The following is a 23,134-nucleotide window of genomic DNA, read 5'->3' on the forward strand; positions in this document are numbered from 1 at the left end:
CATGAAAAAGATATTTTCAATACTAGCACTACTAAGCTTGTCATTAACTGTTAATAGTTGTGCTGATAAACTTAACGAAATAGATACCAATCCCAATTCAACTGAAAATCCATTGCCTACAGGATTATTTAACAATGCTAACAAAGAGTATATGGATTATACAAGAGATGGCTGGGTAGGAGGTAGAATGATTCTGCCATGGGTTCAATATTCGGCTCAGAGAACGTATACTGAAGAAGATAGGTATCAATATAGACTTACTACTGGTACGCAGCTATGGACCAGATCTTATTATGTTGCACAGGATTACAAAAAGATAATAGATCTCAATACAGATCCAGCTACTGCATCTCAAATGGGAAACTACGGGGCAAACAAAAACCAAATTGCAGTTTCAAGAATAATGTTGTCTTATGTATTTCTAAATTTAGTTGATGCCTTTGGAGATATACCGTATTGGTCTTATGGTAATAAAGATGAAGATTTTCAAGCTTTAAATGTAAATGTGAATTTACAGCCAAAATTTGCCAGTCAGAAAAAAGTGTACACAGATATTCTAAAAGAGCTAAAAGAAGCTTCTGAAATGATTGACACTTCAAAGGATATTTTAACAGATGGAGATAAGCTGTTTAATAGTCCTGATAAATTGAAAAAATTTGCTAATTCATTAAGATTAAGAGTGGCTATCAGAGTAAAAGGAGTTATACCTGAGGCAGAAGCCCATATTGCAGATGCTATTGCTTCCGGGGTAATGACATCTAATGATGATACAGTTGGTTTAACCTACGAAAATAATCTAGTTAACCCTTCTCCTTTTTTCTCAACATATCTGGAGAGATCTGACTTCGCGATTTCAAAAACTTTTGTTCAGCTACTTAAAGGTCAGACGGGAAATTTTGGCGAAGATCCAAGGATTTTTAAATATGCTTCTCCAACATCCGTAAAGGTAGGGAATATCAGGAGTCAAACAATGACCGAAGCTACAAGTGCAAGTCAGATATCAGGAATGCCGTATGGGGTACCTAGTACATTGGCCACAAGTCAGGCAGGTTCATCAAGCTTCTTTGGTGCAAGTGTCTTAAAGCCGGCGTATACTGAAATATTTATGGAGTATGCTGAAGTTGAATTTCTATTGGCTGAAGCTAATGGATGGTCACAAGATCATTATGAAAAAGGAGTAAGAGCATCTATGGAAAGGTGGAATATAACCACTGATAAAATTAATTCATTTATAACAACACTTCCAGGTGCAAATAAAGCTAATGTAATAACCCAGAAGTATATTGCATTATTCATGCAGCCTAATGAAGCCTGGGCAGAATACAGGCGGACGGGATATCCCAATCACTTATTATTACCGGGGCAAACTGCAAATTTAAATGTACCATCAGCAACGGGGGAAACAACTTATACATTTACTTCACTTATTGCCGGGTTAACTGATTTACCCACCAGAATTTTTTATCCAACAAATGTTCAGACATTAAATACAATAAACTATCAAGCGGCGTCAGCGGCTATTGGAGGAGATCAAATGAATACCAAGCTCATTTGGGACAAAAACTAAAATACACATTTTATCAACATTCACATATTGCCGCCTTCGGGCGGTTTTTTAATTTCCGTATATTTGTACTTCAAAATTCTGCGATGAAACATTAAATGAAAATTTTCCATCTCTGAACATTAAAATTGAATGTAAGAACATGAATATTAAAGATATTATAGAACAAAAGCTTTCGGAGGTTATTTTAAATGTATATCAGTTAAAAGACATCAAGCTGGAAGTTCAGGAAAATAAAACGGAATTCGAAGGTGATTTTACCATTGTTACTTTTCCGTTAGTAAAACAATTAAAGAAAAATCCTGAAAGTATCGGGGTTGAGTTAGGGGAAGGGCTGACCACACAAACAGATTTGTTTGAAAGCTTTAATGTGATAAAAGGTTTCCTTAATGTAAAAGTGAAAAATCAGTTGTTTGTAGATAATTTCAGATCTGTAAGCAATGGATTTTCAACGGTTGAAAAGAAAAATGCGACTGTCATGGTTGAGTATTCTTCTCCGAATACCAATAAGCCTCTACACTTGGGACATATCAGAAATAACCTGTTAGGATTTTCGGTTGCGCAGATTTTAAAAGAGGCAGGATATGATGTGATCAAAACACAGATTATTAACGATAGAGGGATTCATATCTGTAAGTCAATGTTGGCTTGGGAAAAGTTCGGGAATGGAGAAACTCCGGAAACGACTCATACTAAGGGAGATAAATTTGTTGGAAATTACTATGTAGAGTTCGATAAAAACTATAAAAAAGAAATTGCTGATCTTGTAGCTCAGGGGGTAGGAGAAGAGCAGGCTAAAAAAGAAGCTCCACTGATCAGAGAGGCACAGCAAATGCTGGTAGATTGGGAGAATGGGGATGAGAAGGTAAGAGCGCTATGGGCAGAAATGAATTCATGGGTATACAAAGGATTCAATGAAACCTATAAAAGATTGGGCGTCGATTTTGATCAGGTTCAGTACGAAAGTAATACTTATATTTTAGGGAAGGACCTTATTCAGGCAGGTCTGGATAAAGGAGTTTTATTCCGGAAAGAAGATGGTTCCGTATGGTGTGATCTGACGGATGAAGGACTTGACCAGAAATTATTGTTACGTTCTGATGGTACTTCAGTGTATATGACTCAGGATTTGGGGACAGCGGTTGAGCGTTTTAAACAAAACGACATTCAAAAGCTGATCTATACGGTAGGAAATGAACAGGATTATCACTTCCAGGTTTTGTTTAAAATCTTGAAAAAGCTTGGATATGAGTGGGCAGATCAGTTATATCATCTGTCTTACGGAATGGTAGAACTTCCTGAAGGAAAAATGAAGTCCCGTGAAGGAACTGTAGTAGATGCTGATGACTTAATGCAGGAAATGTATGCTACAGCAAAATCCAAGGCACAGGAACTTGGCAAATTAGAAACGTTGTCTGAGGAAGATAAAGAAACTTCTTATGAAACGGTAGGATTAGGAGCATTGAAATATTTTATGCTGAAGGTTGATCCTAAGAAAAAAATGCTTTTTAACCCTGCAGAAAGTATTGATTTCAATGGAAACACAGGGCCGTTTATCCAATATACATATGCCCGTATTCAGTCATTGTTGGCTAAAGCAGACTATGCGCAAAAAGATACTGCTGATATCATTCTAAACCAATTTGAAAAAGAATTGATTATGCAACTGGCAAATCTTAAAACAATAGTTGCCAAGTCTGCTGAAACGTTAAGTCCTGCTTTGGTAGCAAATTATGTGTACGATCTTGTTAAATCATATAACTCTTTCTACCAGAATAATCCCATTCTGAATCAGGATGATGAAAATGTAAAACAATTCCGTTTAAATCTGTCAGATCTCACAGCCAAGACCATTAAAAAGTCTCTGGAACTTCTGGGAATCGGAACCGTAAACAGAATGTAAAAAATAGACCTCCTGAGTTTTCAGGAGGTTTTTTATTTATGGATTCGTGTTTTCATTATTTTTATTCTGTATCTGTTTCAAACTATCAGCGTACAGCTTGGCCGCACTCCATCTTGCGTGTTTGGAGAGAATTACAGGATACCCTTTTTTATAAGTGTAAACTTTGGTAAACTTAGCCCCAAAAAATATCAGCATACAGGAATAATTGATCCACATCATAATCAGAATAACAGTTCCGGCAGCTCCAAATGCTGAAGTAGGTTTAACCTGATTGAAATAAAGACTCAGTAAAAACTTCCCCAATGTAAATAAAACGGTTGTAAGAAAAGCACCTCTCCAAACAGATTTCCAGGTGATCTGAACATCCGGAAGAACTTTAAACATTAAGGCAAATAACAGCATGACGAGACCAAATCCAATGGAAAAATTGACGACCTCAACAAGCAAATAGGTTTCAAATCCAAAGTATTGGGTGATGATGGTATTAAAAAGGCTGATCAATGAAGATAGAATCATGGTAATCATCAGTAAAAAGCCGAGAATAAGGATCATACCAAGAGAGTTGGCTCTATCCAGTAAAAATTTAATTAGCGCTTTTTTAGGAGCAGATTCTACATCCCAAAGTGAATTCAATGTATGTTGAAGTTGGAAGAATAAGGTAGTAGAACCAAAGACCAAGGCGCCTACTCCAACAGCCTTCATAAAAATATTTTTTTTGTCAATCAGGGCACCTGCTAGCATTCCTTCAATACTTTTAGCAACATCAGGCCCCATGATACCACTGATCTGAGTACTGATTTGTCCGCGGATGGCTTCTTCTCCAAAAAAATTTCCCAGCACCCAGATAATAATAATCAATAATCCCGGGATAGAGAAAATGGCGTAATAGGCAAGACTTGCCGAATCTTTTGATGCGGAAGAACTGTTCCATTCTGTAAACGTGTCTTTTAAAACCTCCCAGAAAAATTTTGCATTTTTGATCATATTAAAAAGGATATCCGATGGCTATATTTAAAACAAGGTTATCTTTTCTCCAGCTTGAATCTCCGAAGTTAATTTTATCGAAGGCCCATCTGTTTCCTTTTTCATAATAAGGAACTCTCAATGGCATTGCCAGGTCAAGCCTTAAAATCAGGATTGAAAAATCAAGTCTCAGACCAACTCCGGCACCTACGGCAATTTCTTGAAAAAAATCTTTTGTAAATTTTGCGCCGGGTCTTGTTGAATCATCGTGAAGGAGCCATATATTTCCGGCATCTACAAAAATGGCAGCATTTAAAAATTTATAAAGATTGGCGCGGTATTCAGCATTTAATTCGAGTTTAACGTCCCCGGACTGATCAAAATAAGTACCTTCATCAATGGTTCTCGGATCAAAACTTCCCGGCCCTAGTGTTCTGGCGCGAAATGCTCTGATGCTGTTGCTTCCTCCTGAGAAAAACTGTTTAGAGAAAGGAATAAACTCGGAGTTTCCATATGGATAAGCAATTCCAGCAATAAATCTCGTCGCCAGTGAAGATTTTTCAGTGAACTTATGATAGAATCTAAAATCATTTTCAATCTTTACATACTGGCTGAAAGGAATTCCAAATATTTTTTTCTCTTTGTCCTTTTTTACATCAGCACCTGAAACAAGACCTGTAATATTTCCTGCCAGATCAAGTGTGCCTTTATAATAAACAGTATTGGTTCTTGGCAGCATCGTATTGGTGTAGGTAAAAGAATAGGTAGGACCAAAAATTAACTGCTTATCTACAATTCGTTGCATAGCAGGATTTCCGGCAGATTTAGCTCTATATTCATCTGTAACCTTTTGTGGTGATACTAACGTAATGTCAATCACCTTCAGTTCATGCTCTTTTCTTGCATTTTCTTTCCATAGATATCCAAATGAGCCTGTAAAGTTATTCAGGGTGTAATATCGGGTACGATTTTGGAATTCATATCCTAATGTAATATTTGTTCTTGGAACAAATTCACTGGAAGAATGAAAACGGAATGGTGCCACAATTCTTGGAATGGAAAGTTGTACATTCGTTCCCGCACGGAAAATATTATTGGCATTCTGAGCACCTCCCATCTGGAAATCAAAGGCTCCGAAAATCGCCGCTTTAAATTGTTCAGCACCTCGGAAAAAATTTCTGTGAGTCCAGTTCAGATTCAGCTCACTACCCGCGTAGTTCGCAGAATTGGTTCTTCCTAAAGCTTCCAGACGTAGGGACTGAACTTGTCTCGGTGTCAATAAATAATAGGCATCAAACTTATGATTCAAAGAATCTGAAGTCACAAATTCATTTTTTACAAATTTGAAAACACCAAGGCTGATTAAGCGATTTAAAGTAAGATTATGATTGGAACGGTTATAGAGATCTCCCTTTTTAAAATATAATGCTCTGTCAAAAATCCTGGGTTTAAATTTATGCTGCGGGTCAATTACATAGATGTCATCAAAAGCATATTTCGAAAGGGAATCTTTATCCATTGGAATACTATACTTTCCGTCCTTTACATCCTGAATATTATAGTTGGGAAATACCACCACTTTATCAATACTGAATTGCTGTGTCGATAAAGCGGGTGTGTTATCTTTAAGTTTTACATTGAGTTCAACCTTATGATTTTTGTTGACGGTACTATCTGCCTGTACAATGATGTTATCAGGGTGAAAGTAATAAAAGCCACGTTCTTTTAATCCATTGTCAATCCTTTCTCTTTCGGTTTTTATAACGTCCAGATCGAAAGGTTTCCCATTTTTCAACAGTGTTTTTCCCGTTAAATTTTGAATTTCCTGATTCACCACTGTTGAATCCTTTTGAAACTTTACGCCATCAATCAGATATCTGGCTCCGGGTTTTACAGTATAAATAACCTGAGCTCTTTTATTTTTTGACACCGTATCATAGGTAGCTTTTGCATTAAAATATCCTTTGTTTTCAGAGTAATTTTCAATAATATCTTTATTGAATTCACGATCTACATCACCCAACAAAACAGGTTTTTCACCTACTTTATATTTTAACCAGTAATTGAAGCCTTTATCCTTCTTAGGTTCTTTGGCGATATTATAGAAGTACAGTTTAGGTCGTAATCCCAAAAATGTAGAATTAGGTTTGGGTCTGAGATTTTCTGCCAGGGCAGATTGAAGATCTTTTTTCTCTTTTTTGGACATGGTGTCATTGATGATTTTCACATCAGCACCCGTATAGAGCATCTGACCTTCTTTTAAAAATCGGGTATTACTGCAGGAAATCACGGTAGATACCAATCCGGAAGTCAACAGATACTTGCAATATGTATGGAACGTCTTACTCATTATTTAAATTCTACCACTTGGTTGTTTTGATTCTTTTTGGTTTTTTTTTCTTTTGATTTTTGGAAAATCTCCCTGAATTTGTCATAATCCAGTGTGATGATAAATCCAAGTCCGGTTTCTATAATCTGGCCTTGCAGGGCTACCTGATATTCATCTTTACGATAAGCCCGTAACATATATCTTCCGTCTTTAGAAAGACTGTAGTCAACAGACACATTTCCTGCAATATTGGTCATATTTTCATTCTGACGGGCTTGCCCTTCCAGTCCGAAATTACTTCCTACCGTTACTTTTAATCGGTCATTCAGAAGTTTTTTGCTGATATCCACATTCAGGTCTGTTCTTGTATTTTTCTGACCGGTAGAATAATCTTCTGAAGAGTCAAGTCCAAAATTAAGGTCTACCCCTTTGATGAGCCCTGCTGCCAGGTTATTCAATTGCTGTGAAAGAATCTTGCTCACACTTTGTCTTGCCATAGTTTCTGCAGACATTCCGGCACCGCTTTCAAAAGGATTTTCTCCAATAAATCGGTTTAAGAGAAGTAAAGCAAACACCTGCTTATTTAATTCAGATTCCTGAGTTCTGAGCTGGGCTAATTTTTGGTCAACAATATCTTTTACATTAGAGGATACAGAGTTATTTTTTTCTTCTGTCGTCACATCAAAGCTAAGCTGAGGTTTCAACAGCTCTCCTTTCATTTTCAACAGAGCATTGAATGGTATTCTCTGTTTAAACTGATTTATCATAGATGCTCCTCCTTCAGTACCTATCTGTTGTTCCACGAGATCAATAGGAGCCGCTTCAGTCTTATAAACCGCAGTAATATCCATTATAGCTGTTGTAGGTTCTCCCGTCCAGGTGATGGTACTTCCTTTCTGAATGTCAAACTTACGTTTCAGGAAACTTACCGAAAGATCATAACTTCCTTTGTTCACTTCATAGACGCCTACAAGTGTAGTTTTTCCTGAAGGATCAATTCCTCCGGTTAATTCCGCTTCACCTTGTAGTTGTACAAAATCACCATTGGCTTTATCGATGATTAATGAAAGTTTTGCTTCTTTACTCACTTCAATATTAACGCTTACATCCATTCCCTTGATACGGCTTTGGGCGTTAAGAGAATCCGTTTTGATTGTTTTATTGAGCACAACCTGATCCTGATCCACAAATTCTACAATGCCATCTCTCTCCTGCAATGTAGGACTAGATTGAGGCAGAACAAATGTGAAATCCGTATTGTCGGCGACACTCAGTCGTCCGTCTACTTTTGGTAAGTCAAGATTTCCACGGATACGAAGACCGGCATCAATTGCAAGGATACCATACATCATGGCATCGTTCGATTTTTGAGAGTTGACTACTTTGAAATCTTTAGCGTTCACATTAAGGTTAAATGCAAAATCTCTATACGTTTGGGTAAGTACCTGCCCGTCTACAACAAGTGCATTTCCGTCTTTATCGTTAATTTTGAACTTATTAAATTCAATCCCACGGCTGGTAAAATCAATTTCATCATTCAGCTTTCTGAAGTCGCTTCCTGTTTTTGCAATCTCCAATCCGGCATCATTCAGTTTTATTTTTCCTAAAATATTGGGTTTATCCGTACTTCCCGTAATTTTTAAATTTCCAGAGAGATAACCTTCCGTATTTGTTATAGCATTCATTGAAAAGCCCTGAAGTGTTTTCATCTGAAGCTTATTAATGGCCATATTCAGGTCAAATGAGCTGGAAGAAGTGTTGTAATCTCCCAGGATTTTCACTTCATTATCATTTCCGGAAAGTGCAATATCTGCGTTTAAAACATTCGGTGAAGCATTGTTGACTTTCACGGCAAGATTTCCCACAGGACTTCCGTAGACAATCAGATCGGAAATATTGAGATCCGATGTGAAGGTCATCTTTTTAGTGATATCTCTTAATTGTGCAGTCCCATTGATTGTTCCTCTTGCCAATACAGTATCTTTCTTAATAAGTTCTGTAATGGTTTCAATTTTAAAATCTTTCAACAAAATATTTAAAGGACTGCCGGGATTATTATTTTCAGACTGAAGTGAAATCTGACTATTCCCATTCGATAAAATAAAATTGTCGGCGAGAATTCCTTTACTGCTGATCTGAATTTTATTATTTTCCGCAACATTCCAGTCTGTGTAATTAAGTTTTAATCCGTTTGGATTTAAAGAGATTTCTGTAATGTCATTCAAAGATTGTGCATTCCCGGCAATAAGGAATTGGGTGGCATCTTTATCATCTTTCGTCGTGACATTATAATGGATGGTATTGTTGGCAACATCACCATCAATATTGATTTTATTCAGTGAAAAACTTGAACTTTTTAAAGCAGCAACATTGAGGTTGTATTGTAATGCCTGATTTTCATTGGTAACTTTTAAAGTACCTTTTTCAATCGTATTTTCACCATATAATAGTCGTGGAATTTGTCCGTCAAGTTCAATTTTTTGAGAATCGGCGTCATAGTTTCCATTAATATTGATGGTTTCAAAATCTTTAAGCTCTGGCACGAATTTTCTGATCAGGTCATCATTTTTCACTTTTGCTGTAAAGGTAAAATGTTGTCCCGGATCAATTTTCTGACTTTTATCCGTTTTTTGGAACTGATAGTATTGGTTGATTGTCTGGGTTAAAGCTCCGAAGATTTGTGTGAGTTTGTACTTTCCTTTTAGCTCAACATCAGCAATTTGAGAATTGAATATGATCTGTGTTGAGTCACTGGTAGAAGATGCTTTCAGATTTACTTCCTGTACAGGATATACTTCTTTGGTATCCGAAAATGCAAAATCTTTAAGATTTAAATAGCCATTGAGGTTGTTCGGGTCCAGACTGGAGAAATCTCCGTCAATTTTTCCTGCAATAATCATCGGTTTTTCATAGAATCCAAGCTTGTTGACATCCAGTTTAATTACTTCACCGTTTATTTTTACGGTAGGATTTTTTTCGTCATACACTCCTGAAGCTGTCAATTGCAGGTTGGCATTTGGATCTTTTGAATCTAAAATAACATGATAAGCTCCTTTATTGATCTTACCTGTTAAATTCATGTTTTGATAGTGATACCCTTTGTAAACAGCGGAAGCTACATGTCCCTTTACATCTGCATTGGCATTTTTAAAGTCGAAACTTTCTCCTTTTGCATAAATCTGAGCTGTAATTGGTCCGACATCTTTATTCTGAATGATTTTTCCCACCTGAATTCCTTGCAGATTGGCTTTTACATCATACAATTCGTGATTTTTCCTGCGCATATCAACATTTGCAATGATAGCGGCATTTCCAAGGGTAGAGTAGAGGTTGAGGTCGGTCGTTACTACTTTGGTTGTACCTTTTGCATTACCTTTTATGCTAAAAGTGGATGGAAGGGAAATATTAGATGGAATTGTATTTTTCGGAACAAGGTTGAAAATCGTTTTGGCGTTAGATGAAAATTCTCCGATTCTTACATCATAATACAGCTGATCAGGATTCATCGCATTTTTGATTTTTCCCGATGCCACTACCCTCAACTGATCCAATCCTGAAACCTTAAGATCCTGAATAAGGAGATCGTTTACACTGCCTTTTACATTGGCATTGACATTTAAAACGGCGTTCGGGTATTTATTAAAAGGGACCGTATTTCTTAATGTAGGAACCAGGTTCAGGATATCAGAAAAACCGACTTTAGAATCTTTAATATTGGCTGAAACTTTGACAGTACCCAAATTTGAACTGAGCTGATCGATGGAATTATAATTTAAAATAACCTCATCACGCAACAGTGTTTTCGGAGTTTGAAGGTATAGGCTTTTTAGAGAAGCCTCCTTTTCGGTATATACAAAATCCGTATTGAATTTTTGAATATCCAATCCTCGGGCTTCCTGTATTTCTGCAGAATTAACAGTTCCGGCAAAAGTATTGTTCTCCATTTTGAAACTTCTCAATTCAATATTCATTTTTGAGAAGTTCATATGATTGAAATCCATTCCCTGTCTGGTAGGAGCGATAGCAGTATTGCTGTACGTAGCTTTTACATCATTAAGAACCAGTTTTCCTAACAGAAGGCTCATAGCTTTATTCTGATCGGAAGTTTTTGAAATCTCCGGTTCTTTTGTTTTTTGAGGATTGGCATTTTGTGCAGGAAGGTAAAGATTGGCATTAATATCTGCCCCGGAAAGGAAAACATTGTCAACATTGAATGCATTATTTTCTAGATCCAGTTTATTAACCTTAGTGCTTAGTTCTTTGAACAGTACCTTGGCAAATGTCCTGGTGTTTTCATCACCGTAATCGATATTGAAATTGGTGAGTTTTATTCCTCTCAAACCAATATTCATGGGCTCCTTTTTATTCAGAGAGTCTACTTTTTTCTCAATTTTTTGAGAAACTTCTTCTACAATACCCTGCTTCAGCTTTAATTTTAGTCCGTCAAGATTAATGTCATTAACCGCGTAGTTGTTTTTAGCAAGGTCGAATTTTTTAACCCTTGTGTCAAAAGATTTAAAATACAGATTGATATCGTTTTTTGATTGCTGGTCATTGAAGGTGATTCCGATATCTTTTAAGTTAATTTTATCAAGTGAAATGATAAACGGTTTAGAAGAACTTTCTTCTTTATCATTAGTGGCAAAGGCATCAATAATATAATCAAAATTGAATTTGCCATCCGGTTTGCGTACTACATTGGCTCTGGCTCCTTGCATTTCTACAGAGGTAATATCTGCAGTTGAATTAATGAGCTTCAGCATGTGTAAACCAACATCCAGTTTTTTGACCGACAGAAGTGTATCGACATTTTGACCTTTAAGGTAAAGATTTTCCATAACAATACTGTTCGGAAATCCTATATAGACCCTTTCCAGGCTTACTTTGGTTTTGATTTTTTTCTCCAGATAAACAATAAGCTTGTCCTTAATAAAATTTTGAACAGCTGGAAGTCTTAAGCTTAGGATCAACAGGGTAAGTAAAACCACTATTGAAATAAAGGTTATTACAATACGCCTTAAGAGTTTTGTGGTGTTGATTTTCAGTTTCAAATTCGGTGTGGTTTCTAACAAAGATAATAATACTAAATTATTTACACTTTGTTGTGGTACCCTTTACGAATGCAAAAATCCTGCCTTGGTCCCCTTATTATGGAATTTTTAGTTTAGTAGTTGTCAAGTGAATAGTTGAGTAAGACGAACCAAGGTGTGGATTTTGTTCTTTAGAAAGCCCCCTTTATATCATTTTTTTTAATGTTGAAAAGGTTAGTTAGCAAAAATGAAAATTCAAATGTTAGTGTTGTTCTAAAGGGGGCGTGGCATGGTTTATTTATTATTTTTAATTGTTCCCATTCTCCCATTTTACTTCCTCTCCCTGTGGGGCAGCGCCACCTTGTGATACTGTGATCGGGGAAGATTCCTGATTGATATGATAAATATAGGCTGCAATTTTTTCAGCATCTTTTCCTGTGATGGTTCCTTCTTTAATAAAAGGTCTCATGGTAGGATTGTTTGGCGAACCGTTCTCAAGCATCCAGAAAACATTTTTAAATAAACTTTTTTCTTTGATGTTGATCCAGTGGGTGTCGGTAAGGTTAGGACCAATGCCTCCTTTCCCTCCATCCCCATGGCAAGTCACACAATTGGTTTTGAAAAGTTCCTGGCCTTCTGTTATGTTATCTGCGCTGTATTTTGCTGTTTCCAGACTGATCTTGGGTGCTGTTTTTTCATATTCTTCAATGGAAGCGAGCATCGTTTTAGCTTCTTTAGTATATTCAGCGTCAGGATGGGCATAGTCAGTAAAGGTAAATGCCATTAAATAGACCACACAGAAGATACATCCAAACCAGAACAGACCGATCCACCATTTGGGAAGCGAGTTGTCGAGTTCAGTAATTCCATCAAAACCATGGTCAATAAGAATGTCTTTTTCTTCACTTACAGATTGCTTTTTGAAAGCTGAATTCCATAGCTTCTGATAATAGGGAATACTTTTTTCTGCCAGATATTCTTTTTTCTCATCCTCAGATAATTTACTGAAGCTGTCGTTCTCGATCAAATCTCCGATAGAGTTCATGATCATCAGAAGAATGACGGTAATCAGAATCAGAGCCCAGAAAAATGGGGAAGAAAAATATCCTGAATCACTGGCAAACATTTCAAAAGCCATGATCGTTAAACCTATCGTTACTGAGATATATACTGAAATTGGGGTTCTCGTTTTCATTGCAATACCATTTTATCTTTACTTAGTCTACACTTGCTGTTTGGATCTCCGTTGTTTTGATATCTGTACCTAATCTCTGCAGATAGGCTATCACTGCTATAATTTCTCTTTGCTCAAGAGGAACATATGCAGAGCCTTTAGCTATTTTTTCTTTTATCATCTGATCTTTTACGTCAGTAGCTTCTGAATAAATTCTTTCTACAATCGCTTTTGACTGATTGTCTGCCCACTGATTAGCAGAATCAATCTGTGCTTTGGTGTAAGGTACCGCGAAGGCATTCTTCATCAGTTTCATTTTATCTGCCATCTGGGTACGATCCAGTTTATTGGTAATTAACCATGGGAAACGGGGCATGATGGAACCTGCCGAAGTAATTCTTGGGTTATACATATGCTTGAAGTGCCATGAATCCGGGTTTCTGCCTCCTTCTCTGTGAAGATCTGGTCCGGTTCTTTTTGATCCCCAAAGGAATGGTCTGTCATAAATAAACTCTCCCGCTTTAGAATACTGACCATTCTTCCCTTCGAATCGTACTACTTCATCACGGAAAGGTCTGATCATTTGAGAATGACACGAGTTACATCCCTCGCGGATATATAAATCTCTTCCTTCCAGTTCCAATGGAGTATATGGTTTTACAGCAGTAATGGTAGGAACGCTTTGTTTCAACGACAGGGTAGGAACAATTTCCACAAGTCCACCAATTGCTATTGTAATGAAAGCAAGTATCGAAAGTAGGGTGGGAGTTCTTTCCAACCAAAGGTGTACGCCCTCTCCTTCTTTTCTGGAGCTTCCAATGTTGGCCAATGCAGGAGCTTCCGCAGGAACTTCTTTTTGAAATGAGCCCGATTTAACAGTTTTAATTACATTGATTACCATTAAAATCGCTCCGGAAAGATAAAAGATACCTCCTAAGAATCTCATTTTAAAGTATGGAATAATCGCTGTAACAGTGTCTAGCCAGTTTTTCCATAATAATGTTCCATCCGGGTTGAACTGTTTCCACATCAGACCCTGTGTGAATCCTGCAATATACATGGGTACAGCGTAGAAGATAATTCCTAATGTTCCCAGCCAGAAGTGCCAGTTGGCCATTTTTTTAGACCAAAGCTTTGTTCTCCACATGATTGGTACCAGGTAATATACCACTCCGAAGGCCATGAATCCATTCCATCCAAGAGCTCCCAGGTGTACGTGACCAATAACCCAGTCGGTATAGTGTCCGATTTTATTTAAAGATTTTGTTGCTAACAGAGGACCTTCAAAAGTAGCCATACCATAGCAGGTAATAGCAACGACGAAGAATTTAAGGATAGGATTTTCTCTTACTTTATCCCATGCGCCTCTTAAAGTAAGAAGCCCGTTTAACATTCCTCCCCATGATGGAGCTATAAGCATGATGGAGAATCCTGTTCCTACTGCCTGCGCCCATGCAGGTAATGCTGTATATTGCAGGTGGTGAGGGCCTGCCCAAAGATATACAAAGATCAACGACCAGAAGTGGATAATAGATAGTTTGTATGAGAATACAGGACGTTGTGCCGCTTTTGGCATAAAGTAATACATCAGACCTAATACAGGAGTGGTTAATACGAATGCTACTGCATTGTGACCATACCACCATTGTACCAAGGCGTCTTTTACACCTGCATATACAGAATAAGATTTCCAGCTTGTGAAAGATAACGGAACTTCCAGATTATTGAAGATGTGAAGCATGGCTACGGCAATCCAGGTTGCCAGATAAAACCAGATCGCTACATATAAATGTCTTACCCTTCTTTTGGCGATGGTTCCGAACATATTGATTCCAAAGATGATCCATGAGAATGCAATTAAGATATCAATAGGCCATTCGTGTTCAGCATATTCTTTAGAAGTATTGATTCCCATTAAGAATGTAATCACTACGGTAATGATCATAAATTGCCATGACCAAAAGTGGATCCATGAAAGAGTGTCACTATACATTCTTGTTTTCAGCAGCCTTTGCATACTGTAGTAAGCACCGCAGAAAAAGGAATTACAAACGAAAGCAAAAATAACGGCACTCGTATGAAGCATTCTGATCCTGCCGAAGCCCATCGCCCCCTGGGTATTAATCAATCCCTGGATATTTCCCGATGCTAAGCTTTTGATAGTAGTATCATCTGTACCGAATAAAAATTCAGGTAATTCAGGATAAAAAAGCATCAATGCAGCAGTGAGCCCAAGCAGAAATCCTACGAGTCCGAATACGATAGTAGCATAGAGGAATGCCCTGACAATATTATTGTCATAATTAAATTTTTGCGTCTCCATAAATTCCAATAGTGTTTACCGAAGTGATATTTTCTATGAAACAGGTTTATTTTTTACCTTTTTCTATATTGAAAATAAATATCATGTAACGTGTATAATGTTTTGCCAAAGGTATTTATTAACTTTGTTGGAGGCTAATAGATAATCTTCTAAAGTATACCGAAAACTACTAAAACAAAAACGATGAAAGTATGTGGACAAAATATCAGAAAAATCCGTAGGAGCAGAGATCTTACACAGGAGTATATGGCTTTTGAAATGGGGATTTCCCAAAAAGCATATTCCGATATTGAGAATTCCAAGGTGAAGATCAATCTGGAGATACTGACTAAAATTTCAGATATTTTGGATATAAAACCTTCGGACATCTGCAGTATTTCTCATAAATGTGGAACTGATGATGCCTATGAAAACAAATATCAGGGATTGGTAGAATATATGAAAAAGAATAATATTGCCATTCCAAAAGAATACTTATAACTTCTCAGATTTACATTATCTATAAAATAACATAATGACCTCCTTATTTGAGAGAGGTCATTATTTTTTGGATCTGTGAATTGTGTTTCTAGCAATCAGTCTTATTTTTCAAAGACCATGAAAAGGGACAAGTTTTGGTTTTGATCAAATTTATGATATTATATAAATTATTCATAAATAATTATGTGGATAAAAATTCACATTCTTGTGGATAAATATTTACAATAATTCTAATTTTCTATAATATATTTGTCATAAAAATAATGCCGGTCCAACTGAATGAAGCTTCTGTCCCTTATTTTAATGTTGTTCTTTTTATCCAGCAACGGACAAAGCTATACTACCCAATGGTATAACATGGATAATGGTCTGCCTCAAAACAGTATTAAGGATATTGTAAAAGACAAATATGGCTTCATCTGGCTATCTATGGAGGGTAGAGTTTTGCGTTATGACGGAAGCAATTTTGTGCAATACAAAGATTTTAAACTTAAAAATCTGAGCTTTGGGGATTTCTATGGGAATATAAAGGAAGATAGCATTGCTGTTTTCAATACTTCAGAAAATAATGTTCTTTTGATTTCTCAAAGAAAGCCCAAAATTATACCGGCTGCTAATACCTTTGAATCCGGTGATTCTGCAAAGAAAAAAATATATAAGAGACTTGTCAAGAACAATATTACGGTGAGGTATATTGCGCACTATATCGATTCCTATTTTATTCAGCTTAAAACAGGTTCTTATTATTTTGAGGATAACAGCATGATCTATGTTGATCAAAAAAGTAAGAAAAAGACGAAAGTTCTCGAAGATTTTCCATGCAGTAGATTAAATAGGGTATTTGTTCACGGTGAACATGTTTTTATCAGTGACCCGGCTGATGGAAAAGTTCGTCTGGTATACAAAGGAAAGGTCTCGGATATTGAAGCTCCTTTTCTTTATAGTGATCCCGAAACAAAAATCTATTGGCAACAGATTACAAAACAGGGTTTCATCATCAACCATGGAAAAATATACAGAAGTCAGTTTTCAGGGGGAAAGCTTACCCTTACTTATTTGTTGGAGTATAAGCAAATAGACAAAGAAATTTCCGGTGCCATGTTCTATGATGAAATTTCCAACAAGCTATATATCGGAAGTTCGATTAATGGGCTTAAAATTCTGAGTTTATCAGATTTTTCTGTTTCCACAAAGAATCTGCCTTATCAGGATGAGGTCTGCTATGCCGCGATTCCATACGGAGATAATGCTATTATAACCCAGGAAGGCATCAGATATTCTCTTAATAAGTCTGAAAGGGTATTTAAAGCTCCTCAATCCTACGACAAAAGATATATGCTTCAGGATAATTCCGGAAATCTGGTGTACAGAGAAAATAATTCTATTCATATCAGATATAAAAATTCGGGATTTATTAAATATGATTCTGTTTCTTTTAAAAGAAAAGAGGTGGATGGATTGTATAAAAGCGGAGGGATGTATATGGCTTCGGTTTTAGACAGAAATAAGTTTTATCTCTATATTTTTAAACAGGATCATTTTGATGAAACTGAACGTATTATCCCTTGTCAGGATAATATAGATACAGTACTCAGATATAATGAAGATCTTCTTTACTTGGGGGGGAGTAGCGGAATTTATGTTTTCTCTCTTGCCCGCAACAAAATTATAAAACAAATAGCAAAGAATCTTCCGGTAAAGCAGATCATAAAAATACATGATGGAAATATCTGGTTGACCACTTATAACAGGGGAATATATTTGTTAAAAAACGAAAAGACTATTAAAGTGCCTACTGATAGGAATGATTTTTTAGCGAATGCCCATTATATACTTGAAGACAGGAATTTCAACTTCTGGATCACATCTGATAACGGTTTATTTAAGATTAATAAAAACAGGCTCCTGCAATATATTGAAAAACCTAAAGGAGTGGTCACCTATTATCGGTATACCAAAGAGTCCGGATTTTTGAACAATGAATTCAATGGAAGTGCAGATCCTTGCGCGAATGTCTTAGGCAATGGACAGTTTGTATTTCCTTCTATGGATGGATTTGTATTTTTTACCCCTCAAAATGTAAAAACCTATTTTCCTTCTGATCATACCCTATATATAGAAAGAGCAAAAGTGAATGGGCAAATGAGGTATCTTAAAGGCAACCTTTTTCTGGAATGCGGCTATAAAAATGCTGAACTGTATATTGATATTCCCTACTATTTTAATCTCGACAATACTTATCTTCAAGCAAAACTTATGGTGGATGATGACAGTCAGTGGGTTAATATTAAAAATGACAAGACTTTCAGATTGGAGAATATAGAACCAGGAAAATATAATGTACTGATCAGGTTTTTATCTTCAGAAAATGGAAAATTTGTTTATAAAAGTTTTCCCATAGAAGTAGAGGCCTATTTTTATCAAACCTTGACTTTTAAAATCCTGATGATCATTATCGTTATCATCATTTTAATTACGATTATAAGAATCAGAACCAATTTTTTAAGATTAAAAAATAAAGTGTTAAAAAATACTTTGGTTCATAAAGATAAAGAGCTGCAGGAAACCAGCAATAAGCTTAAAAACGAATCGGCTTATCAAAAAAAACTGGTAGAAAGCATTAGCCATGATATTACGACTCCTGTAAAATTTATTGCCCTTCTTTCCCAGGAGCTTACCCAATCTGAAGATCCTAAAGCACAGAGAAAATATTTTGATAGTATTTATAAAACATCAGAACAGTTATATAAATTTACACTAAGTCTTAAAGAATATACGGAGCTATATAAACAAAGTAACACGACCGGAGAAGAATATCTTGTCTATGATTTAATTGAAACTAAAAAATTATTATTTGAAGAAATTGCAGCTCAGAAAAATACCTTTATGTATAATTTTTGTGATCACGGCCTAAAATTACAGGTCAATAAAAATATTCTTCTGGCTATTTTTCATAACCTCATAGATAATGCAGTGAAATATACTTCTGGTGGCGAAATTATTATAACCTCAGCTTCCACGGAATCACATATAGAAATTTGCATTAAGGATACCGGAGCCGGAATGTCTCATGAACAGATAGAATATTACTCCGGGCTTTTTCAGAAAAAACAATCTGAACACCTGATTTTCAAAAATTACGGACTCGGGCTGCATATGGTTGTACAACTGATGATGAAAATAAATGCCGAAATGACCTTTCATAAAAATATACCGAGGGGTACCCACATTAAAATCCTTATTAAAATATGACAAAAAAAATACTCATTGCAGATGATCACCATGTAGTAAGAATCGGAACGGCTATGATTCTGGAGAAGAATTTTGACGATGTTGAAATATATTTTGCGGAAACTTATGAGGAAACAAAAGAAAAGATCCTGAAAGAAAAGTTTGATCTTATTATTCTCGATATAGAGCTTCCCGGAAGTATTCTTAAATCGATGGTGAAAGAAATAAAAACCATCTCCGAAGAGAGTCTGGTTTTAATATTCACCTCTTATAAAGAAAATATTGCCATCCAGTATATTGAAGAAGGGGCTGATGGTTTTTTAAATAAACAGAGTGATGCCACAGATTTTGTAAAAGCTGTCGAAACTATTTTTAAAGATGGCAACTATTATACGACCGAAGTTCTGAATGAAATGCTGAAAGGAATGAAAAAGAAGAAGCCCTCAGAAATTCTATCCGAAAGAGAATTGCAGGTTTTTACTCTTTTGGCTAAAGGGAATGGAAACCTTGAGATTGCCAATACACTCGATATTCAGGAGTCAACAGTCGGAACCTATAAAAAAAGAGTTTATCAGAAATTAAAAATCACAAATCTGGTAGAATTACTGGAAGTTTACAAAGAAATTCATTAATATAGAAAGCTGTTGATGTCATAATAAGCCTACAGTTTTGTGGAAAAATGCGTACAGGGTCTGCTGGTGAATTCTTTGTTTTTCACACTAAGTTTGTGCACAACTTCGGTGCCTAAAACATTTCAGGTAACGGCGGTTATAAAACACCCTTAGATTCTAAATCCATTTTTTTTATGAGAAAAAGTTTATTTTTCATCGTAGTACTGATAGGTTTACACAGTACAGTAAATGCCCAGATTGGGGTGAATACTCCTAATCCGAGAGCAATGTTTCATCTCGACGGAAAGAAGAACAATGAAACATCAGGAAATGTAAGTCCGGCCAATCAGACGGATGATGTAGTGATAACAGGTAATGGTTATATTGGAATCGGAAACAATGCTCCGGTTACCAGTCTGGATATCAAAACAACAGGAACACCTGCTTTACCAGTATCAGGGATAAAAATTGCAGACGGAGCACAAAATACAAACTATGTTTTAACTTCAGATGCGAGTGGAAACGGAGTGTGGAAGCCAGTAAGATTAACTGTTGTGAGAGGAGTGAATGGAGCTGGAATTAATCTTCCTTTTAATTTTACAAATACTTTTCAATATACAGGTTCTTACATTGATTTACCTCCCGGTAAATGGCTGGTTACGGTTCAGCAACTCATCCTGCCTGCGGGGTCGGTACTTGCAAGTGATCAATGGATGTGGTTGAGAACCAGTTTTTCAGATGATCCTAACATTACAATTGGAGGATTGGCAACATTCTCTACAGACCTTACCGAAAGTCCAACTTTAGTAAGTGGTTTGGTACAAGGCCCTACCACCGCAGGACTTACCAGATTTTCTATGATACAAGGGAGTTTAGTCATTAATAATTCTTCCGGAGCTATAAAAAGATATAAATATATTGCCGGAAATAATTCGGTTGGAGGAACACAGACTTCAGCTACCAATTTTCAGTCATTTGGAGGAGATTGGAGTGAAAATATCATTTATGCAGTTCCAACCAATTAAATATTTGTACCAATATAATTCAAAAACAACTCGTGACCCTTCATTCATAAATTGTCAATTTACCCCATGGAATGTGAATTTCTCTGAAAAGTTTTTATATATTTAGCGACCGAATAATTCATTCAATGAGCAACGAAAATAAAACAGGACAAAACGAGACTTTAGTTAGAGGATTAACAAATCGACACATACAATTAATTGCCCTGGGAGGTGCCATCGGAACAGGCTTGTTTCTGGGAATAGGACCTGCCGCGGTATTAGCCGGACCTTCGGTAATTTTAGGGTATGCCTTAGCGGGTATCATTGCGTTTTTTATTATGCGTCAGCTTGGTGAAATGGTAGTTCAGGAACCCGTTTCGGGAAGTTTTAGCTACTTTGCCTACAAATATTGGGGAAATTTTCCGGGTTTTGCCTCCGGATGGAATTATTGGATTCTTTATATTTTAGTAAGTATGGCAGAACTTACGGCAATCGGGCATTATATTCATTTCTGGTGGCCGGAAATTCCGCTTTGGGTTTCCAGTTTATTCTTTTTTGTGATCATCAATGCGCTGAATCTGGCTTCTGTTAAAGTCTATGGAGAAACGGAATTCTGGTTCTCTATTATCAAAGTAGTCGCAATCATTGCGATGATTATCTTTGGAGTCTACTTGTTGATCAGCGGAACAGGAGGCGAAAAAGCATCCATTACCAACTTATGGAATGATGGCGGATTTTTTCCCAAAGGATTATTCAATAAAACTGAAACCGGATACTCCGGATTGTTTGCTGCCATGGCCATGATCATGTTCTCATTTGGTGGGTTGGAGTTAATCGGGATTACGGCAGCTGAAGCGAAGAATCCTGAAAAAACAATTCCACAGGCTACCAATCAGGTAATTTACAGGATTTTGATTTTCTATGTAGGAGCTTTGGTGATTCTGTTTTCATTGAGCCCGTGGAGAGATATTACAGAGGGTTCAAGTCCTTTTGTAATGGTTTTTCAAAATTTAAATGGATTGGAATTTAGTCTTTTTGGCAAAGTTATACAGTTTAATACCTTAATTGCCAATGTTCTTAATTTAATTGTTTTAACAGCTGCTTTATCTGTTTATAACAGTAGTGTATACAGTAACAGTAGAATGCTTTTCGGGTTGGCTCAGCAAGGAAATGCACCTAAGTTTTTAAAGAAATTGAATAAAAACTCTGTACCGATCAATGCCATCATTGTTTCTTCATGCTTTGCGGGAATTTGTATTATTATTAATAAATTGGTTCCTGAAAAAGCTTTTGAATATTTAATGGCTTTAGTGGTGTCTACATTAATTATCAATTGGCTGATGATATGTTACACGCATCTGAAGTTTAAAAAATCAATTAATAGTGAGGGAATTCAATCCAGATTTCCATCCATCTTTTACCCCATATCCAATTACATTTGTATTGCCTTTTTAATTCTTATTTTAGGATTAATGAGTATTACAGGAATGGAAATTCAGGTGATTTTGATTCCGATTTGGATAGGGTTTTTATTTATGATGTATAAATTATATAAACCAAAGTAAGAATATAAAAACAGGTATATATATGTTTTGGGAAGGTGAAAATTAAATGATTTTCACCTTTTTTATTTTTATTTTCTGTAAATTGGTATAACGATATATTTTGAAAAGTATATCATTCTTTTTATTTTTTTTGGTTTACTGAACAAAAGCTTCTGCCAAATTATTTCGATGAAGCTAAAGAATACTAACAGTGAAAAAAGCGGGATAACCTTACCTGTACTTTTTGCACTGGATGAATAGAATGTCAATTTAGGACAAGATTTGTTTTTTTTCAGGACTTAACTTTGCACCTGTAAATCATGACAATCATGAATTTATAATGTAAAGCTTCAAAAAACAAATAGAATGAAAAATGTAGTTCTTCTTCTCTTATTATTTCCCTTTTGTGTTCAAGCGCAGATTTCCGTACAGGCATACAGCGGAAATAAGGAAACTGAAATTCTGGGTATTTTTAGTAAAGATTTTAAAAGCAAATGGAATTATTTTGCTTCAGGAACCGTTTCTTACGATTATAATTCAAGAAAAATAAACCCTGAGTTCTATCAGAATCTCAATTATGGGATCGGAAAAAACTGGGGTGTTTCTGCGGGAATTCATATTTCGGACAAGGATATTATGCCATCCGTTGGATTTGCTTATGCCAAAGAGAATGATGTTTTTGGGATCAATGTATTTCCTGCGTTCACTTATTCTACAGATGCTAAATCATTCGGACTCGGGTTGTATACTTTATTGGAATATACTCCAAAGATTAATGAACGACTCAACTTCTACAGTATGTTGATTGTAGAATCTGACTTCAGCTTTAAAGAACATCAGTCAAGTAGTCAGATTGTTCGTTTCGGAATAGAAAACAAGAAAAAAATGCAGGTTGGGATAGGAAGTAATATTTCCCAAACCGGAAGCAGCTTTGAAACGGATGTCAACTTCGGAATATTTATTGGAAAAAAATTTTAA

General features: G+C 36.1%; 13 protein-coding genes. 8 read left to right on the forward strand and 5 right to left on the reverse strand.

The window, feature by feature from the left end; translation table 11 throughout:
* Window position 1 precedes the first annotated feature (1 nt).
* Window positions 2–1,567, forward strand: a complete 1,566-nt coding sequence (locus C1631_RS08705) for a SusD/RagB family nutrient-binding outer membrane lipoprotein (protein ID WP_109712338.1) — start codon at window positions 2–4, stop codon at window positions 1,565–1,567.
* Window positions 1,568–1,706: 139 nt separating this feature from the next.
* On the forward strand, window positions 1,707–3,467 hold the full coding sequence (argS, locus tag C1631_RS08710; protein WP_103247564.1) for an arginine--tRNA ligase: 1,761 nt from the start codon (window positions 1,707–1,709) through the stop codon (window positions 3,465–3,467).
* 36 nt (window positions 3,468–3,503) lie between these two features.
* On the opposite strand, the gene C1631_RS08715 is transcribed toward argS, so the two are convergent.
* The 5 genes from C1631_RS08715 to ccoN form a co-directional block, all read right to left on the reverse strand.
* Window positions 3,504–4,451, reverse strand: a complete 948-nt coding sequence (locus tag C1631_RS08715) for a YihY/virulence factor BrkB family protein (RefSeq protein WP_109711697.1) — start codon at window positions 4,449–4,451, stop codon at window positions 3,504–3,506.
* Between the two features lies 1 nt (window position 4,452).
* Complete coding sequence (gene tamL / locus C1631_RS08720; protein ID WP_103247563.1) at window positions 4,453–6,780, reverse strand: translocation and assembly module lipoprotein TamL; 2,328 nt, start codon at window positions 6,778–6,780, stop codon at window positions 4,453–4,455.
* Entirely contained in the window at window positions 6,780–11,810 is a 5,031-nt protein-coding gene (locus C1631_RS08725) for a translocation/assembly module TamB domain-containing protein (RefSeq protein ID WP_109711699.1), read from the reverse strand. Before C1631_RS08725 ends, tamL begins: the two co-directional genes overlap by 1 nt.
* Before the next feature lie 286 nt (window positions 11,811–12,096).
* Complete coding sequence (locus C1631_RS08730; protein ID WP_109711701.1) at window positions 12,097–12,984, reverse strand: cbb3-type cytochrome c oxidase N-terminal domain-containing protein; 888 nt, start codon at window positions 12,982–12,984, stop codon at window positions 12,097–12,099.
* 22 nt (window positions 12,985–13,006) lie between these two features.
* The gene (gene ccoN / locus C1631_RS08735) at window positions 13,007–15,286 is read right to left on the reverse strand and encodes a cytochrome-c oxidase, cbb3-type subunit I (protein ID WP_109711703.1); all 2,280 of its coding nucleotides are present in this window, start codon (window positions 15,284–15,286) and stop codon (window positions 13,007–13,009) included.
* 183 nt (window positions 15,287–15,469) lie between these two features.
* On the opposite strand from ccoN, the gene C1631_RS08740 reads away from it, so the two are divergent.
* The 6 genes from C1631_RS08740 to C1631_RS08765 all read left to right on the forward strand — a co-directional run bounded on the left by C1631_RS08740 (window position 15,470) and on the right by C1631_RS08765 (window position 23,134).
* A complete protein-coding gene (locus C1631_RS08740) occupies window positions 15,470–15,766 on the forward strand; it encodes a helix-turn-helix domain-containing protein (RefSeq protein ID WP_103249621.1) in 297 nt (98 codons plus the stop codon).
* A 279-nt stretch (window positions 15,767–16,045) separates the two neighbouring features.
* The gene (locus C1631_RS08745; RefSeq protein ID WP_109711705.1) at window positions 16,046–19,018 is read left to right on the forward strand and encodes a sensor histidine kinase; all 2,973 of its coding nucleotides are present in this window, start codon (window positions 16,046–16,048) and stop codon (window positions 19,016–19,018) included.
* Window positions 19,015–19,629 (forward strand): response regulator transcription factor, encoded by a 615-nt coding sequence (locus C1631_RS08750; RefSeq protein WP_103249719.1) that lies wholly within the window; start codon window positions 19,015–19,017, stop codon window positions 19,627–19,629. Before C1631_RS08745 ends, C1631_RS08750 begins: the two co-directional genes overlap by 4 nt.
* 173 nt (window positions 19,630–19,802) lie before the next feature.
* The gene (locus tag C1631_RS08755; protein ID WP_109711707.1) at window positions 19,803–20,633 is read left to right on the forward strand and encodes a hypothetical protein; all 831 of its coding nucleotides are present in this window, start codon (window positions 19,803–19,805) and stop codon (window positions 20,631–20,633) included.
* A gap of 125 nt (window positions 20,634–20,758) precedes the next feature.
* Complete coding sequence (locus tag C1631_RS08760) at window positions 20,759–22,177, forward strand: amino acid permease (RefSeq protein ID WP_109711709.1); 1,419 nt, start codon at window positions 20,759–20,761, stop codon at window positions 22,175–22,177.
* 345 nt (window positions 22,178–22,522) lie between these two features.
* Window positions 22,523–23,134, forward strand: a complete 612-nt coding sequence (locus C1631_RS08765) for a hypothetical protein (protein ID WP_103247156.1) — start codon at window positions 22,523–22,525, stop codon at window positions 23,132–23,134.

It is taken from the genome of Chryseobacterium phosphatilyticum (assembly GCF_002899825.2).
GTDB classification, from domain to species: domain Bacteria; phylum Bacteroidota; class Bacteroidia; order Flavobacteriales; family Weeksellaceae; genus Chryseobacterium; species Chryseobacterium phosphatilyticum.

What these genes read in the sequence shown, in the direction of transcription:
- C1631_RS08705 (WP_109712338.1), top strand. Translation starts at nt 2, where the DNA reads ATGAAAAAGATATTTTCAATACTAGCACTACTAAGCTTGTCATTAACT.
- argS (WP_103247564.1), top strand. Translation starts at nt 1,707, where the DNA reads ATGAATATTAAAGATATTATAGAACAAAAGCTTTCGGAGGTTATTTTA.
- C1631_RS08715 (WP_109711697.1), bottom strand. Translation starts at nt 4,451, where the DNA reads ATGATCAAAAATGCAAAATTTTTCTGGGAGGTTTTAAAAGACACGTTT.
- tamL (WP_103247563.1), bottom strand. Translation starts at nt 6,780, where the DNA reads ATGAGTAAGACGTTCCATACATATTGCAAGTATCTGTTGACTTCCGGA.
- C1631_RS08730 (WP_109711701.1), bottom strand. Translation starts at nt 12,984, where the DNA reads ATGAAAACGAGAACCCCAATTTCAGTATATATCTCAGTAACGATAGGT.
- ccoN (WP_109711703.1), bottom strand. Translation starts at nt 15,286, where the DNA reads ATGGAGACGCAAAAATTTAATTATGACAATAATATTGTCAGGGCATTC.
- C1631_RS08740 (WP_103249621.1), top strand. Translation starts at nt 15,470, where the DNA reads ATGAAAGTATGTGGACAAAATATCAGAAAAATCCGTAGGAGCAGAGAT.
- C1631_RS08745 (WP_109711705.1), top strand. Translation starts at nt 16,046, where the DNA reads ATGAAGCTTCTGTCCCTTATTTTAATGTTGTTCTTTTTATCCAGCAAC.
- C1631_RS08750 (WP_103249719.1), top strand. Translation starts at nt 19,015, where the DNA reads ATGACAAAAAAAATACTCATTGCAGATGATCACCATGTAGTAAGAATC.
- C1631_RS08755 (WP_109711707.1), top strand. Translation starts at nt 19,803, where the DNA reads ATGAGAAAAAGTTTATTTTTCATCGTAGTACTGATAGGTTTACACAGT.
- C1631_RS08760 (WP_109711709.1), top strand. Translation starts at nt 20,759, where the DNA reads ATGAGCAACGAAAATAAAACAGGACAAAACGAGACTTTAGTTAGAGGA.
- C1631_RS08765 (WP_103247156.1), top strand. Translation starts at nt 22,523, where the DNA reads ATGAAAAATGTAGTTCTTCTTCTCTTATTATTTCCCTTTTGTGTTCAA.